The sequence below is a fragment of the Clostridium sp. L2-50 genome (assembly GCF_000154245.1).
GTDB lineage: Bacteria > Bacillota > Clostridia > Lachnospirales > Lachnospiraceae > Coprococcus.
Genome location: NZ_DS480325.1, coordinates 191,128 through 208,558, shown reverse-complemented (window position 1 = coordinate 208,558; position 17,431 = coordinate 191,128). Strand labels below are relative to the sequence as shown.

The following is a 17,431-nucleotide window of genomic DNA, read 5'->3' as shown; positions in this document are numbered from 1 at the left end:
CTACAAAAAAATTCTTGCTTTTTAGATGTTTTGCACATTTTACTTTTTCTTTCTATAATAGTCGCATATTTTTTCATAACGAAAGCATCTACTATAACAGACAGGTCAATTTGCAAAAAAGTTTTAAAAAAATAAAAAAATCCAGATACAGCATTTCTGCCATATCTGGATCTTTTATTTATCAATATTTCGCAAAATCAATATCCTTGTAAGCATTTAATTTTGACAAAAAACAATATTAATGATAATTTCATTACAAAATAAATACAATTTTTTGGAAAATAAAAATGCTATAACGAAACAATGCCAGATACAAATATATACTTTGTATCTGGCATTTATATTCTTTAAGCTATATTCTATTCTATCTTACAGGCTCATGCCACCGTCTACACGGATAACCTGTCCTGTAATGTAAGATGCCTTGTCGGATGCAAGGAATGCTGCCGTCTCAGCGATATCTGACACCTCACCCAGTCTCTTAACTGTGATGTGGTCGAGCATCGCATCCTTCATCTTATCTGACATTGCGTCTGTCATATCTGTCTTGATGAATCCCGGCGCGATCGCATTTGCTGTTACACCACGGCTGCCAAGCTCCTTTGCTACAGACTTTGTCATGCCAATGATTCCGGCTTTGGATGCAGCATAGTTGATCTGTCCTGCATTTCCCTCGATACCGACTACGGATGACATGTTGATGATCCTGCCATACTTCTGCTTCATCATCGGTCTGTACACATGCTTGATACAATTAAATGCACCCTTCAGGTTGATATTGATAACCTGATCGAAGTCTTCTTCTTTCATACCGAGCATGATATTATCTCTTGTAATACCTGCATTGTTTACGAGGATATCAACTCTGCCATACTGCTCCAGTGCGAACTTGATAAGTCCCTCTGCCTCTGTAAAATCAGCTACATTTGCCTTATAAGCAACTGCCTCTCCGCCGGCTTCCTTGATCTCTGCTACGAGACTGTTTGCACGCTCCTCTGAGCCATTATAATTGACAACTACCTTTGCGCCATATCCTGCAAATGTCTTTGCGATGGCTCTGCCGATACCACGTCCGGCACCTGTTACGACTGCTACCTTATCCTTAAGCATTCAGTTCCTCCAATTTCTTCAGATCATCAACAGTTGCGATGTTGATGCATTTCATTTCCTTGTTGATCTTTCGCATGAAGCCGGACAGGGTCTTTCCAGGTCCAACCTCTACAAATGTATCTACGCCGTCTGCGATCATAGCTTCGATACTCTGCTGCCATCTGACAGATGAATATACCTGACGCATCAGTAAAGTCTTAACCTCTGAAGCATCTGTTACATAACATGCATCAGCATTACATACATACGGAAGGAAATCGTCTGCGATCTCTACATCTCTTAAGTATGCATATAACTTTTCACCGGCTGGTTCCAGCATCTTGGAATGGAATGGGCCGCTAACATTTAACTTGATCACTCTCTTGGCTCCTGCTGCCTGAAGGGCTTCACATGCTTTGTCAAGGGCTTCTGTCTCACCGGAAATAACGATCTGTCCGGGGCAGTTATAATTTGCGATCTGAACATTGCCCGGAGTCTCCTCGCAGACCTTTGCGATCACTTCTGCATCTGTAGCGATAACGGCTGCCATAGCACCCTGACCAAGCGGAACTTCATTCTGCATCAGGATACCACGCTGTCTTACGGTACGGATCGCATCCGGAAGCTTCATAGCTCCACAAGCTGTAAGTGCGCTGTACTCACCAAGTGACAGACCTGCGAATACATCTGCCTTCAAACCTGCATTCTTTACATGCTCATAGATAGCAAGTTCTGCTGCTACCATAGCAGGCTGTGTATATTCTGTCTTGTTGATATCTTCATTTTCCTCAAAGCAGATCTTCTTCAGATCAATGTCAAGCACACTGTCTGCTGTATCGATCACTGCCTTACTGTCTTCAAAATTGTCATAAAAATCCTTAGCCATGCCTACATACTGAGCACCCTGGCCAGGGAAAATAACTGCTGTTTTACCCATTTTTCTCACCTGTCTATTCTATTTATCGGCAATTGCGATGTTCAAAGAGTAGATGATGTTCAATCATTTGATTTGCCAACACAGAGGCATTTGAGTCCGCCGGTCGTCACATTTCGTACTTAGCGAGTGCCTTTTGGCACGAGGTTAGAACGAAAGCGCGCCCTTGTGGTGTGGATGGCGCTGCAAGCGGCATCTTAGTACCGCTGCAGGACGAAACGAGCGGAAGCGTCCTCTGGTTGGGAAAGTCAAGATGGTTGGACATCACACAATATCTAAACATCACAATTGCCCATCCCTGTATACTAAAAGAAGCAGCCAGTCTGTCATCCACCAACCTGCGCCGGGCAAATCTGGTATGTAGACATCTTCGCTGCCTCTTGTCTGCTTCTGATGTGAATTATTCTTCTACACCTTTGCTCTTAAGATAGTTAAGTACGTCTTCGAATGTAGCAACGTCTTCAAGCTCCTCAGCAGGGATCTCAACGTCGAATTCATCTTCCATCTTCATTACTATCTCATATAAATCTAATGAATCTACTCCTAAATCATCTTTGAAGTTAGTATCGAGCTGCATCTCATCCTGTGATACTCCTAACTGCTCTTCGAAAATAGCTTTTACCTTATCGAACATATTAATAATTCCTCCTAAATATAGTAAATGTTTATCTCACTGCCCCGCGGACGATTATAATATAACGCATGGATACAGTAAAGTCAACAAAATACTGTTCCGTTTTTTTCCTTTTTTTCTATCTGTTTCTGACAGCATCTAACGGCTGCAGTTTCGATGCAAATCTCGCAGGAAAATATCCGGCACATATCGCAAGCAGAATCGCTCCGACAACGGCTCCGACTGCAAGCTCCCATGGGATCATTGCAATCTGCGTTCCCTTTGCCAGATCGAACATTTTAATAGCAATCTTATCTACGATACCCTTAAAACCATAAGATAAAAGCACTCCTATGATGCCGCCTGCTGCTCCGATGATTCCTGCCTCTGTAAGGAACAGGATCTGCAGCTCATCCGGATCGCATCCGAGAACCTTTAATACGCCGATCTCATTGATCCGGTCAAATACCGATGTTGTCATGGTATTGCTGATTCCGATCACGGCTACGATCAGTGCGATCGCTCCGATACCGCCCAGTAAAAGCTGTACCATCTTCAGATATTTCTGTATCGTATCCAGATACTCTTTCTCATTTTCTGTCGTATAACCCATATCCTGAAGCTTCTTCACGATAGAATCGACATGATCGATATTATCAACAGTCACAACCGCTCCGGAATATACGAAATCCTTGTACGGATTTCCATTTGCATCAAGCGGCTGTCCCGGCAGCGTTCCCCCACTGGATACTCTGCCTAAAAAGCTCTTTAACACATCCAGATCGCAGTAAACACTCTGTGAGTCTCTGTTATATGTATCTTCTCCACTGTCAATAACCGCTCCGACTTCTATCTTCACCGGTGCCATCTCCTGTGAATCCCAAAAGGACAGATCCACTTTTTTTCCGATCCATGTTTCTGCTTTTTTCTTCTCTGTCACATCATAGGTCTGCTCCGTTTCCGGATTATAGAATAAGGATGTGACCTTATTTCCCATGATAAGCACCGGCTTCACGCTCGATGTTGTCTGCTTTGACGTCTTTGTATACTTAAGCTTCGCAAGCTCCGACTGTGGAATACCTGTAATCGCACCATCATAAGAATATTTTCCGTTTGTGATGGTCACATACATCTCATAGGTCGGATATACGGAACTGACATATTCAAGCTCCTGAAAAGTTTTCACGGTCTGATCCATGATCATCCGGTCTTTGTGCTTGCCGCCGGTTGCTCCGGCCACCCGAATCTGGCAAATACTTTCACTGTCCACCATGGTATTGATCATTTCCTGTCTTACGCCGATACCGACTGCAAGCAGGGTCACAACAGAGATCACACCGATCACAACTCCAAGTATGGTTAGAAAGGTTCTGGTTTTCCGTCTTTTCATATTCATCAAACATAAATGACTGATCCAACCCATTTAGAACTCCTCCAATATCTCTTTCTTCCTCTTTCTTCTGCGAATGATCCAGATAACAATGAACGCTGCAACAACCACAGCAACAACGATCTCTATGATCATCTTACTGTAATCCTTCTTCTGTACATCCTTTACTTTTTCGATGTCTGTATAGACAGGTGCATTTACGCTGATCGAGAAATTCTCTTCCAGTGTTGTTACATTTCCCGATTTATCTTCATATGTAACGATAAGCTTACCCATCTCGCCGCCGGTGCCTGTCGTCTTCGTTGTGTTTGCAAGTATATCGATCGAGCCATTCTTACCCGGTTCGATATTGCCGATATAGACATCACCTTCAGATGTAAATCTTGTATCGATCTTTGCCTTTACGTTATAGAGGGTAGATGCTCCCAGATTGCTGACGCTTCCCATGATCTCGATGGAATCTCCGAGTGTCACATCCGACTCTGCATATACACCGGTGATCTCGCCACGTTGTTTGATCGTAACCGGCAGATAGATCGTATCTGTCACGGTATATGGATTGCCATAGCGGTCTTCATACTCATCTGTCACTGTCAGCTTATAAGCCTTTTCTTCCAGATTGGCTGCTGCCTGCATCGGGAACTCAAATGTATAAGTCTCTCCGCCTTCCAGACTTGCCAGATATCCGGTTCCGGCTCCGGATGCCGGAATCAGTTCGCCTCCTTCGGAAGCAACTGCCATTTTCAGATTACTGATCTTTTTATCTGCAGTATTCTTGATCGTAACCTCAAGTGTAAAGGTTCCGCCTGCCACTACTTCATTCTCTTTGATCTTATAATCAGTTACCATAACCTTTGGCTCTGCTGCTGATACAGAAGCCATTGTATCCTTATATCCAAATACAGCAAGGAATCCAAGTACACATGCCATACAGATTGTAAGTATTCGTTTCATCTCTACATCTCCTCTCCTTCTGATATCTTCCCATCAGTGATCCTCACGATACGGTCTGCCTCTCTCGCCAGATCGATGTTATGTGTGATAAGTACCAGCGTCTGATCCAGCTTCTTAACAGAATCCTGAAGCAGAGTGATAACTTCATTTCCATTCTTGGAGTCAAGTGCTCCGGTAGGCTCATCGGCAAGGATCAGTGCCGGGCGATTTGCCAGTGCTCTTGCGATCGCTGCGCGCTGCTGCTGTCCACCGGATAACTGGTTTGGAAGATGCTTCCGTCTGTCCTTCAGGCCTAACATCTCGATGATATGATCGATGTAATCACGATCCGGTTTTCTGTGATCGAGCAGGATCGGCATCTTGATATTTTCCTCTACTGTCAGTACCGGGATCAGGTGATATGCCTGAAATACAAATCCGATCTTTCTTCTACGGAAGACCGACATCTCCTCATCGGTCAGTCTTGTGATATCCTTTCCGTCTACAATGACATTTCCCTCATTTGGAGTATCCACACCACCCATAACATGAAGCAGGGTGGATTTACCGGAACCGGATGCACCGACAACCGCCACGATCTCGCCCTTATTGACTGTCAGGTTCACATCATCAAGCGCCCATACTCTGGTATTTCCTTCTCCGTATATCTTTGTTACATGTTCCATTTTTACGATTTCCATAGCTTACCCTCTTTCCTCTGCATTCCCCGCAGATCTTTCTATCTATAATTTTTACCTGCATATTTATTACGTTTCTGTTTTTTACCTTGCAATGCAGCAACTCCGTTTAGCCCTTCGTCCGCTGTATCAGGTTTATATGTCACGCTTACTCCTCAAGTTTCAGATCTTCTACCATTGCTGCCGGAAGATCTCTGATCGCCAGCCAGATGCTTCCACAGATGATCAGCCCCGATGCCACAAGTCCGACTCCAAATGCCCACCAGGCTATAGACTTTCCTACATCGAGCACCATATTAAGATAGATAAAGAATCCATATGATATGCCAACACCTATAATAAAGCCGAATACATTCGCAACGACCGTCGTCATAACACCCTCTAACATAACGGTTTTTAACAGACGCTTTCTGGACATTCCGATCACCCGGAGCTGTGCGAATTCTTTTCGTCTCAGATGCAGATTTCCGGCTGTCGTATTCACGATGTTTACCGAACTTAATACAAAGATAAACAGTACTGCTGCGACTGCATACCGAACAAAGCTTTTCAGGTATACACAGATCTGCATAGCCTCTCCATATAATGAATCCTCGTTATAGGACAGCAATTCTGTTACAGCACTAACTGATATATGATCCATATCGATCTTATATTTCATACCGGCAATATCATTTTCTCCGTACCCGGTCAGATCAAAATAATCACCTTGCCGCATATAGATCTGTCGGTCAGAATCCCCTTCAAATACCTGCGTTCCAAGATCCAGAATACCTTCTACCTTATAGGTCTTATAATGACCCTCCGCGATCAGCCGGTCTTTAATCTTCTTATATTCCACATATTCCTGCCGCACGGAAGTCCGTTCTTCTGCGTTTTTTACTGTGCCGTACTCACTGTCGCTATCTTCTGTCGTACCTGCCTTTTTCTGCTGTTTTTCAAATTCCTGATCGATCTTCTCCTTTGCTTTCAGACATTCTTTCTGATATAAAGCAAAATCAACTAATTGAACCGTATCACCCAGTTCGAAATGATAAGTATCAAAATGATACGCTTTATCATATAAGGTATCATTCGTATCATCTGCCTCTTTCAGATCCCAACTGTTAAAGCTTCCTCCCTCAACGACCAGAATACCGTCCTCGGATAGTTCTGTCGTTCCTGCTTTCAGATATCTTGCAAGGTCATTCAGATCAGAATCGTCACATCCGATCACATCTGTGCTGTTTACTATACTTTCCGCTACACTTTTGGTAACTTCCGGATCTTTATCCTCTGATGTATCTCCTGTTCCATTTAACTTATCCATATAAAGATCGTAATAATATCCCATCGTGACCTTTGTCCGGAATTCATCTGTGATCTTTCCTGTATAAGAATCCGTATTTACAAGATCCCCCACACAGGCATATACCTTTTTGGACGCTACCACATTGTTATTCTTCGACAGATCCCGAAATACCTCCGCAGATGGCAAGGTGCTCTGTGCTTCTTCCAGGCTCGTTGAAGCTGACGAATACGATGTCAGATTGATCTGATATTCCCCATATTTTTCACCCGTTTCCTTCCAATATTTCCGAATCTGTCCCCAGCAGCTGCATATCAGTACGATCGCTGATATACTGAATACCATAGCTGTGACTGTCTTTATAAATCTTCCTTTATTTCGAAGAACACTCTTTCTGGCATATGCACCTTCGATTCCAAATATCTTTCCCATCAGACCACCACCATGACGACGAAGCTTTTCTTTCTTGATCCTGTATTCACCACGAACCGCACTGACCGGTGTCATCTTCGTTACCAGCTTGGCATTCTCACGCATTACGAAATACATATCTCCCAGATAAGTGATCAGGATCGGTATCATCGGAATGATATGGAAGCCTGCGCTTATCTTAAATATAAATCCAAGGATCATGCTGACAATTCCGCCCATCACAATGCCGGCAAGCAGTCCGGCGATCTCAAGCATGGCTCCCATCCGATAGATGATGCCGCTTAACTGTCCTTTCGTCGCTCCGATACATCGTAAGATTCCATAGTCCTTTACCTGCTCTAATGTGAACATCTGGATCGTATTTCTGATAACTCCGACTGCAAAGACTGCAAATATATATGCAACTAACAGAACCACGATCAATATAACGTCAAATCCTTCCTCCATATCCTGCAGATACCAGGTGGACAGATCCCAGTTGAGTTCTGCATCCACCCCATAATCTTCTATCATCTCGTTCATGATCTTAGCCATCCTGTAAGGATGTCCGGTATTTACATACAATGCATTGTCATATACCTTTTCTACATATTTGCCATCCGTTCCATCGATCATCTCCCACTCACTCACCACATACTTTCCTGTGTATGCCTGTGTGACACGATCATCCGACGCGATCTGTGATAAGGTTTCCTGATCATCCGTCAGGAACACGATCTCATAGTCCGCTTCCTTTCTTACATCCTTTTGCTGCTGCAACATATAAGAATAGAAAATGTTCAGTCCCGCATACAACACGATTACTGTGATCATTACACCGATGATCGTGATCACACATCGTTTTTTGCTTGCTTTCAGGTAATATACTGCAAGTTTCTTATAGTCTGTCATTTTCACCTCTCCTTTTTATTTCACCCCGATAATTTTGGCCTCTCTTCATCATTATCGATTTTTTATTCCTCAAGCTTCAGGTCATCTACAATATCAATCGGAAGATCCTTAAGGGATGCATAGATACTTCCAAAGATCACCAATGTGGAGGCGACCAGCCCGACTCCAAATGCCCACCAGGCAATGGTTTGTTTTATATATAAAAACATACTGAGATATGTATAAATATATATCGTAAAAATCGAACCAAATAAGAATCCCAGAACATTTGACAGGACCGTCGCCATCGTGCCCTCTAACATGACCGTATAGATCAGTCTCTTTCTGGACATTCCGATCACCCGGAGCTGCGCCAGTTCTTTTCGCCTCATATGCAGATTTCCTGCTGTGGTATTAATAATGTTCACCGAACTCAACACAAATATAAAAGCAGCAAACGCCAATGCATACCGAACTATATTTCTGGCATAAGCATATCCGTACAGTACATCTGTAATATCGCCTATTCCGGTTTCAAAATAGGATACCGGCACACTGTCAAGATCGATCGCGTACTTTACTCCTGTCACATCCTGTTCGCCATATCCGGTCAGGTCAAAGTAGGAATCTCTTTTCATATAGATATCTCCCCAGTCCGGAAGCAGCTGATCTCCAAAATCCAGAACTCCCTGAACTGTATAGGTTCGATAATATCCTTCCTCAATAAGTTCCTGACGGATACGCTCAGCGATCACATACTGTTCACGCCAGGTTGATCTGCCCTCTTTGGTTGCCCGTTCTTCTGAGATATAGGTATCTCCCGTATCTACCTCAGGACTGACCAGAATACTGTCTGCCATCATCTTTTCATAAGCCGCCTGATATCGTTTCTCATATTCCCTGTAATCAACCAGCTGGATCATATCTCCTACCTGCAGATCATATGTATCAAAATGCTTTCCCAGATCATACAACGTCACTCCGTCATCATAGCTTCCGGAATAATCCATTACGCTTCCTCCGCCAACGACCAGAATACCATCATCATCCAGCTCCGCAGTTCCACTCTCTATAAACTCGGACAGATAGTCCAGATCATTCTGATCACAACCTTCAATGCTTATAAATGAACTATTCAGACTGTCAACAGCCTTTTCATATTCTACATCATCTTTCTCGCTGTATTCCTTTGTATTCCGTTCTCTCCATCTCTGCATCATTGCTTCGATGTAACTTCCCAAACTCGTCTGTTCTGCATAATCTTTGTTAAACTTGCCATAATAGGTTTCAGGATCTACCAGATTTCCTCTGGCACTGTATACCATTTTTGTTTCTGTTACATAGTAATGCAAAGAATTCTCTTTGATCTCCTCGACAGAAGGCAAATCCTCACTCTGTATCCATTCCACATCATTAAATATGCTGGCAGGGGATTGGTTTTCTTCCAGATATCTGCCATACATATCATTAATATTCTTTTTCGTATCATGAACCATACTCCCGGTGCTTAAGCATATAATGATCGCTGTTATGCTGAGCATCATGGCTGTTACTGTCTTTGCAAATCGTCCGCTGTTCCGCAGTACACTTTTTCTTGCATAGGCGCCTTCAACACCGAACAACCGCCCCATCAGACCATTTCCACGAACCTTGATCTTTTCCTTTTTGATCCGGTACTCCCCACGGACCGCACTGACCGGCGATGTCTTCGTCACAAGCTTTGAGCACTCCTGCATAACAAAATACAGATCTCCAAGATATGCGATCAGGATCGGAATAGCCGGTCCGATATGGAATCCGACATTTACATCCTTTAAAAAACCAAGGATCACACTGATGATGGTTCCGAGCAGTACACCGACTGCAATGCCTGTCACTTCCATGCCTGCCCCTATCCTGTATATGATCCGGTTCAACTGTCCTTTTGTTGCTCCGATGCATCGCAGGATTCCATAGTCCTTCACCTGCTGCAGGACAAACATCTGAACCGTATTCCTGATCATTCCGACAGCGAAGATCGCAAAGATATATGCTATCAGCAGAACAAGGATGAGCAGGACACCGATCAGCCCATCTTCATCCTGAAGATATAACACTGCCAGTTCATTATTTAATCTTGCATCCACCCCATAATCGGCTTTCATATCCTCCATGACCGACTCCATCTTATAAGGATGTCTGACATTCACATATAAAGCATTTTTATAATTTACTTCTACAAACCTTTCTTCATCACTGACATATTCTTCCCCTGTATACGCCCCGTTATATGCCTGAAGTATCTGGTCATCTGCAGCGATCTGCGCTAATTTCTCTGTATCATCAGACAGAAAAACGATCTCATAGTCTGCTTCTTTTCTCACTTCCTGCCGTGTCTGAAGCACATACGAATATCCAAAATTCAATGCCGTATATAATACAGCTACCGTGATCATCACCCCAATGATCGTAACGATACACTGCCTTTTGCCTGCTTTCAGATAATAAAGCGCGAGTTTTTTATAATCTGTCATTCATTACCTCCCCGTGATATATATGAAAAAAAGATAGATACATTTTCGTTGTATCTATCTTCTCACTTCTATCTTACATTCCCGTGAATATCTGTGTATTCTTTTCTTACAATATTGTAAGAAAGAGATAACAAGCAAATAATTCATTTGCCAGCATATCTCAGGCGTTTTATTTTTTCAAAAAAGTATTCACATGCTTCCGTTTCTGTTTGAAATTTCTTTAAACCAGATTTTCTCCCTTTCTCACTATAATATACACACCATTCCTCTTCTTTTACTATACATAATCTTTCGTTAGGCAAACCTCCTTTTAAAATAGAATATGTATCTTTAGGAATACCTAGTTTATTCAATTTTTCTTCTAATTCAAATACTTTCACAAATATCTCCGTTTTCTAATATATCATTTCAATTCATCAGGCATCTTCCATATCATACTCTGAACACGTCTCGTAATCTTCCTGCAGTATTTTCACCCATCGTTTTATGGCTCCCCACATACCATCAGAATGTCTCCAGCCTTCCCAGTCAAAACATTTACTTAACTTTTCTTTATTATTGAAAACAGCCTGCATAACTACGGGTTTTATCTGCTCAGATATGTGAAATGGCGCCGGTTTGAAACTCTGTCTTTCCTTCAGTACAATATCAAAAAAAACATTAAATGCACAGTATACCTCTTCAATATCTCCCTCGCACATTTCTTTGATTGCTTCAATAATCATATCCGGAATATAGTCATACCCTCCCTCGTTATACAGTGCATAAATTCCTCTTGATAAAATACTGCCCCAATCAGTTATATCTATTCCTGCAAGACCATATTCAACATATTCACAATGGTACTCACCCTTTCCCTCTAACAGTTTGACCATATCATCACATTCTACGGCTTTCCTTGCAATTCCTATGTAATCAATCATATTCGTACTCTCTTTTATCTGTTATCAATACTATAATATATACAACTCTATCATATCTGTAATATCAATTTTATTTTTAATATAATAATCCTTATTTTCAAAATAAAATTTTCTTATTTCCGATATTGCCTTACAATAATTATACAAAACTATATATGCCCTTGATAATGACGCATTTTCTACAATTGTTTTCCCATTAAATAATATATCATAACCATAGGTATTATTTATTAAAGATAATTTATTAACTTCTACACCACCAATAACATATATATCACTTGAAAACTGTTTAAAATATGTAATAACTTTATCAATATTATTTTCATCTAATAATTTCCGTAGTTCACGTGTTGCATTATAATCCAAAATATTATCATACATTCTTTTATACAAAACGATAGATATTATTATTGCAGCTTCCATTGACAAATCTTGTACTTTAACAATATCTTTATTACGATGTCTTTCACAAACATCATATAGCATTTTTACATTTTTTCTTATATAAATATAATTTTCTATTTCACTTATTTCACTTTTACCCACAATTAATCTATCTTTAAATCCTTTTAATGACAAACCATATTTATCTAATATATCAATACTACTTATCAATTATAATATCTCCCCTGTCTATATTGTCTGTTTGACAATGGCTTCTCCTGCATTATCATTGCCGTTTATATACGCATCAAACAGGTTATTTTAATTAATATTTGAATATATAAAGATAATAATCAATTAATTAATAACCCACCTTCATTCCGCTTCTTCCATATCATATTCTAAACATTCCCCATATTTTTCTTTTAGTATTTTCACCCATCGCTTTATAGCTCCCCACATACCATCAGAATGTCTCCAGCCTTCCCAGTCAAAACATTTACTTAACTTTTCTTTATTATTGAAAACCGCCTGCATAACTACAGGTTTTATCTGCTCTGATATATGAAATGGTGCCGGTTTGAAATCCCGTCTTTCATACATTACAGCGCAAAAGAAAACTCGAAACGCACAGTATACATCTTCAACATCTCCCTCACACATTTCTTTAATTGCTTCAATAATCATATCCGGAATATAGTCATACCCACCCTCGTTATACAGTGCATAAATCCCTCTTGATATAAGATTATCCCAATCCGTAACATCCGCATCCGGTGGAAAGCCATAATAATAAAATTCGCAACGATACTCACCCTTTCCCTCTAACAGTTTGACCATATCATCACATTCTACGGCTTTTCTTGCAATTCCTATGTAATCAATCATGTTCGCACTCCCTTTTATCAGTTATCAATACTACTTATTAATTACAATATCGCCCCTCTACTACATCAGAGTCAAGCCTCTTTGCTATTTTTTAATATCTTATATCTATTAACGCATATAGTTTTTATGGATAACTATTTTCTTAAATATATCAATTTCAAAAATTATTCCCAATTCACAATATGCAACTAAGACATTTTCCGATTTTTTTATAATATTATCATATCCCCGTAATACCTTTGCACAAACTATATCATTAATTTTCCATACTTCATTTCCATAATAATCATACGCAATAATATTATTAGGAATTTCTTTATTTTCTCTTATCAACACTACAAAAATATCAGAGAAATAAATAATTTTTTTAATAGTTGTATCAAAAATTATACTCTTATTATTTATTTGAATTTTTTTATTATATACTTTTATCATATCATCTTGCTCCCATTTATTTCAGCTCAATTATATTACTAAACCACTTGTCCTCCAAAAGCACATCTTTGATAGCATACTGTATATATCCCCCAAGAGTTCCCCAAATTTCTTATGGGCCTACAATACTTACTTCTAAAATAATATCCTTAGGTATATCAATATATACTACTTTATCTGGGATTTGTGGTAATGAATATTTTTCTGCTATTTCCATTGCATTTAAACCAATAATGTCAGCAACTCTCAAAATAAATGGACTTTTTTGCATATTTATAGTTTCTAGTTCATCACTTATATTAACACAATCATCAATTGATTAATAATCCACCTTCATTCTGCTTCTTCCATATCATATTCTAAACATTTCCCATATTTTTCTTTTAGTATTTTCACCCATCGCTTTATAGCTCCCCACATACCATCAGAATAGCTCCATCCTTCCCAGTCAAAACATTTACTTAACTTTTCTTTATTATTAAAAACCGCCTGCATAACTACAGGTTTTATCTGCTCAGATATGTGAAATGGCACCGGTTCGAAATTTCCTTTTTCCTTCATTACAGAATTAAAGAAAAATCGAAACGCACAGTATACCTCTTCAACATCCCCCTCACACATTTCTTTAATTGCTTCAATAATCATATCCGGAATATAGTCATATCCCCCCTCATTATACAATACATAAATTCCTCTTGATAAAATACTGCCCCAATCGGTTATATCTATTCCTGCAAGACCATAATAAAAAAATTCACAATGATACTCACCCTTTCCCTCTAACAGCTTTACCATATCATCACATTCTACGGCTTTTCTTGCAATTCCTACATAATCAATCATGCTCGCACTCCCTTTTATCAGTTATCAATACTACTTATCAATTATAATATCCCCCTGTCTATATTGTCTGTTTGACAATGGTTTCCCCTGCATTATCATTGCCGTTTGTATACGCATCAAACAGGTTGTTTTAATTAATATTTGAATATATAAAGATAATAATCAATTAATAACCCACCTTCATTCTGCTTCTTCCATATCATACTCTGAACACGTCTCATAATCTTCCTGCAGTATTTTCACCCATCGTTTAATAGCTCCCCACATACCATCAGAATGTCTCCAGCCTTCCCAGTCAAAACATTTACTTAACTTTTCTTTATTATTGAAAACTGCCTGCATAACTACGGGTTTTATCTGCTCAGATATGTGAAATGGCGCCAGTTTGAAATTCTGTCTTTCCTCCAGTACAATATCAAAAAAAACACTAAATGCACAGTATACCTCTTCAACATCTCCCTCACACATTTCTTTAATTGCTTCAATAATCATATCCGGAATATAGTCATACCCACCCTCGTTATACAGTGCATAAATTCCTCTTGGTATAAGATTCTCCCAATCCGTAACATCCGCATCAGGTGGAAATCCATAATAATAAAATTCGCAACGATACTCACCCTTTCCCTCTAACAATTTGACCATATCATCACATTCTACGGCTTTTCTTGCAATTCCTATGTAATCAATCATGCTCGCACTCCCTTTTATCAGTTATCAATTCTCTATTCATTTTTCTTCAAATAATGAACCATTCATTTCTAAGCGAGATATTAAAAAATCTGTAAATGAATAAGCAATTCTTACAAACTTATCATTACCATGTTCATTATAAAAATATATTGGGGGATTATCTCCCTCATTCAGTTTAAAAAAAAACACATGCACCCCTGACTCATCCAAAATACAAAATCTTCATCCAATAATGTATTTTTAGAATTATTTTCAATAAGTAATTCATTTGCTCCTTCTTTTAAATAAAATATTTCATTCATAAAGCAAGAGTCACCTCTCATAAATTGTCCACCAGTTCCATTTCCCATACATTTCATAAATTATATATATGACTGTGGTAAACAAAAACCATTACAAAGCTGTTGTAATTCACTTATTTGTTTTTCTGTACAACCATTCATAATTATATTTTCATTATTCAGTTTTCTTATTAATTCATCAATATATTTCATGAAAAGTTTCTCCAGCTTATTTATATACCTCAATTCTAATAATCTTTAAGCAAAGTAATTATATCTTTATCATTTAATGCGTTTATTTTTATCCCACTATTTTCAATGGTACTAATCAATGCAATATAGTTATATAAAACAACTCCAAATTGCAGAAAAACAAATAATGCATCAGTTATATCAGTCATATCATTTACATATATTTTCTTTTTTTCCATATTATTAATAACAATTAAACTAATATAATTATCACAATTTATAAGACTTAAACTATAAATATATAATTTTTCAATTTTGATATTATTGCTATTGAATATATTTATTATATCGGCATAAGAAACATTTGCATCATATATTATCGGGTTATCTGATATTATTGGCATTAAATATTCTTTTAAAATCTTTTTCTTTATCATAAAAATCATAAAATGTTTTACAGCTTTAGATTTCTCATCAAACGAATATAAAATTTTTTTATTTCCTCTTTGATATGAAAAAATATTCCATAATTTTTCTGAAAATTGAAAACCATAGTATTCCTCATTACCAGCTTTCTTTTCTCGAATTATGCCTTCATCATATAACATATCAATATTAATTATTTCAAAAACTTCCTTTAATGTTTTAATATTCATAGTTATTTTCTACTCCTTAATAACTTTCACATATTAATTATTAAGTTTTCTAGTATTGCATCAACTATTCCAGTACTAGGATATATCATTTCACCTGTTACTTAATCAAACTACTTAGGGTTATCAAAAACATCTTTATATTTTAAATAAAACTCATCAGGCATCTTCCATATCATACTCTAAACACGTCTCATAATCTTCCTGCAGTATTTTCACCCATCGTTTAATAGCTCCCCACATACCATCAGAATGGCTCCATCCTTCCCAGTCAAAGCATTTACTTAACTTTTCTTTATTATTAAAAACCGACTGCATAACTACAGGTTTTATCTGCTCTGATATACGAAATGGCGCCGGTTTGAATTTTTCTTTTTCATCCATTACAGAATTAAAGAAAACTCGAAATGCACAGTATACCTCTTCAACATCTCCCTCACACATTTCTTTAATTGCTTCAATAATCATATCCGGAATATAGTCATACCCGCCCTCGTTATACAGTGCATAAATTCCTCTTGGTATAAGATTCTCCCAATCCGTAACATCCGCATCAGGTGGAAAGCCATAATAAAAAAATTTGCAACGATACTCACCCTTTCCCTCTAACAGCTTTATCATATCATCACATTCTACGGCTTTTCTTGCAATTCCTACATAATCAATCATGCTCGCACTCCCTTTTATCAGTTATCAATACTACTTATCAATTATAATATTCCCCTGTCTATATTGTCTGTTTGATAATGGTTTCTCCTGCATTATCATTGCCGTTTATATACGCATCAAACAGGTTATTTTAATTAATATTTGAATATATAAAGATAATAATCAATTAATTAATAACCCACCTTCATTCCGCTTCTTCCATGTCATATTCTAAACATTTCCCATATTTTTCTTTTAGTATTTTCACCCATCGCTTTATAGCTCCCCACATACCATCAGAATGTCTCCATCCTTCCCAGTCAAAGCATTTACTTAACTTTTCTTTATTATTAAAAACCGCCTGCATAACTACAGGTTTTATCTGCTCTGATATATGAAATGGCACCGGTTCGAAATTTTCTTTTTCATTCATTACAGAATTAAAGAAAAATCGAAACGCACAGTATACCTCTTCAACATCTCCCTCACACATTTCTTTAATTGCTTCAATAATCATATCCGGAATACAGTCATACCCGCCCTCGTTATACAGTGCATAAATTCCTCTTGATATAAGATTATTCCAATCCGTAACATCCGCATCAGGTGGAAATCCATAATAATAAAATTCGCAACGATACTCACCCTTTCCCTCTAACAGTTTGACCATATCATCACATTCTACGGCTTTTCTTGCAATTCCTACATAATCAATCATGCTCTTAATCTCC

22 protein-coding genes are annotated in these 17,431 nt (G+C 38.5%); all 22 read right to left on the bottom strand.

The window, feature by feature from the left end:
* A partial coding sequence (locus CLOL250_RS14240) for a hypothetical protein (protein WP_008402595.1) occupies nt 1-185 on the bottom strand: 185 nt, incomplete at its 3' end.
* Nucleotides 186-369: 184 nt separating this feature from the next.
* A complete protein-coding gene (fabG, locus tag CLOL250_RS11135; RefSeq protein WP_008402594.1) occupies nt 370-1,110 on the bottom strand; it encodes a 3-oxoacyl-[acyl-carrier-protein] reductase in 741 nt (246 codons plus the stop codon).
* Nucleotides 1,103-2,026 carry an ACP S-malonyltransferase gene (gene fabD / locus CLOL250_RS11130; RefSeq protein ID WP_008402593.1) on the bottom strand — a complete coding sequence of 308 codons (924 nt, stop codon included), beginning with the start codon at nt 2,024-2,026 and terminating at the stop codon, nt 1,103-1,105. The genes fabG and fabD overlap by 8 nt, the downstream gene beginning before the upstream one ends.
* 397 nt (nt 2,027-2,423) lie before the next feature.
* Nucleotides 2,424-2,657 carry an acyl carrier protein gene (gene acpP / locus CLOL250_RS11125; RefSeq protein WP_008402591.1) on the bottom strand — a complete coding sequence of 78 codons (234 nt, stop codon included), beginning with the start codon at nt 2,655-2,657 and terminating at the stop codon, nt 2,424-2,426.
* Between the two features lie 118 nt (nt 2,658-2,775).
* Nucleotides 2,776-4,059 (bottom strand): ABC transporter permease, encoded by a 1,284-nt coding sequence (locus tag CLOL250_RS11120; protein ID WP_008402590.1) that lies wholly within the window; start codon nt 4,057-4,059, stop codon nt 2,776-2,778.
* On the bottom strand, nt 4,060-4,980 hold the full coding sequence (locus tag CLOL250_RS11115) for a COG1361 S-layer family protein (protein WP_147554333.1): 921 nt from the start codon (nt 4,978-4,980) through the stop codon (nt 4,060-4,062).
* Between the two features lie 2 nt (nt 4,981-4,982).
* Nucleotides 4,983-5,660, bottom strand: a complete 678-nt coding sequence (locus CLOL250_RS11110; protein WP_008402588.1) for an ABC transporter ATP-binding protein — start codon at nt 5,658-5,660, stop codon at nt 4,983-4,985.
* A 145-nt stretch (nt 5,661-5,805) separates the two neighbouring features.
* Nucleotides 5,806-8,268, bottom strand: coding sequence for an ABC transporter permease (locus tag CLOL250_RS11105; RefSeq protein ID WP_008402586.1), 2,463 nt, complete (start codon nt 8,266-8,268; stop codon nt 5,806-5,808).
* 62 nt (nt 8,269-8,330) lie between these two features.
* Nucleotides 8,331-10,760 carry an ABC transporter permease gene (locus CLOL250_RS11100; RefSeq protein WP_008402585.1) on the bottom strand — a complete coding sequence of 810 codons (2,430 nt, stop codon included), beginning with the start codon at nt 10,758-10,760 and terminating at the stop codon, nt 8,331-8,333.
* Nucleotides 10,761-10,903: 143 nt separating this feature from the next.
* Nucleotides 10,904-11,140: a hypothetical protein gene (locus CLOL250_RS11095; protein ID WP_008402584.1), complete on the bottom strand. Its 237-nt coding sequence runs from the start codon at nt 11,138-11,140 to the stop codon at nt 10,904-10,906.
* Nucleotides 11,141-11,176: 36 nt separating this feature from the next.
* A complete protein-coding gene (locus CLOL250_RS11090) occupies nt 11,177-11,683 on the bottom strand; it encodes a hypothetical protein (protein WP_008402582.1) in 507 nt (168 codons plus the stop codon).
* 30 nt (nt 11,684-11,713) lie between these two features.
* Entirely contained in the window at nt 11,714-12,298 is a 585-nt protein-coding gene (locus CLOL250_RS11085) for a hypothetical protein (protein ID WP_008402581.1), read from the bottom strand.
* A gap of 144 nt (nt 12,299-12,442) precedes the next feature.
* The gene (locus tag CLOL250_RS11080) at nt 12,443-12,955 is read right to left on the bottom strand and encodes a hypothetical protein (RefSeq protein WP_008402579.1); all 513 of its coding nucleotides are present in this window, start codon (nt 12,953-12,955) and stop codon (nt 12,443-12,445) included.
* 108 nt (nt 12,956-13,063) lie between these two features.
* Entirely contained in the window at nt 13,064-13,390 is a 327-nt protein-coding gene (locus CLOL250_RS11075) for a hypothetical protein (protein ID WP_008402578.1), read from the bottom strand.
* 112 nt (nt 13,391-13,502) lie between these two features.
* Nucleotides 13,503-13,661 (bottom strand): hypothetical protein, encoded by a 159-nt coding sequence (locus tag CLOL250_RS13975; RefSeq protein WP_008402577.1) that lies wholly within the window; start codon nt 13,659-13,661, stop codon nt 13,503-13,505.
* Nucleotides 13,662-13,723: 62 nt separating this feature from the next.
* Entirely contained in the window at nt 13,724-14,233 is a 510-nt protein-coding gene (locus tag CLOL250_RS11070) for a hypothetical protein (protein WP_008402576.1), read from the bottom strand.
* A 180-nt stretch (nt 14,234-14,413) separates the two neighbouring features.
* A complete protein-coding gene (locus tag CLOL250_RS11065; RefSeq protein ID WP_008402575.1) occupies nt 14,414-14,926 on the bottom strand; it encodes a hypothetical protein in 513 nt (170 codons plus the stop codon).
* Nucleotides 14,927-14,962: 36 nt separating this feature from the next.
* The gene (locus tag CLOL250_RS14420; protein ID WP_204986405.1) at nt 14,963-15,115 is read right to left on the bottom strand and encodes an SMI1/KNR4 family protein; all 153 of its coding nucleotides are present in this window, start codon (nt 15,113-15,115) and stop codon (nt 14,963-14,965) included.
* Nucleotides 15,097-15,276, bottom strand: coding sequence for a hypothetical protein (locus CLOL250_RS14235; RefSeq protein WP_274922283.1), 180 nt, complete (start codon nt 15,274-15,276; stop codon nt 15,097-15,099). The genes CLOL250_RS14420 and CLOL250_RS14235 overlap by 19 nt, the downstream gene beginning before the upstream one ends.
* A gap of 179 nt (nt 15,277-15,455) precedes the next feature.
* The gene (locus tag CLOL250_RS11060) at nt 15,456-16,055 is read right to left on the bottom strand and encodes a hypothetical protein (protein WP_008402571.1); all 600 of its coding nucleotides are present in this window, start codon (nt 16,053-16,055) and stop codon (nt 15,456-15,458) included.
* A 156-nt stretch (nt 16,056-16,211) separates the two neighbouring features.
* Nucleotides 16,212-16,721 carry a hypothetical protein gene (locus CLOL250_RS11055; protein ID WP_008402570.1) on the bottom strand — a complete coding sequence of 170 codons (510 nt, stop codon included), beginning with the start codon at nt 16,719-16,721 and terminating at the stop codon, nt 16,212-16,214.
* A gap of 184 nt (nt 16,722-16,905) precedes the next feature.
* A complete protein-coding gene (locus CLOL250_RS11050; protein WP_008402569.1) occupies nt 16,906-17,418 on the bottom strand; it encodes a hypothetical protein in 513 nt (170 codons plus the stop codon).
* Between the last annotated feature and the right edge of the window lie 13 nt (nt 17,419-17,431).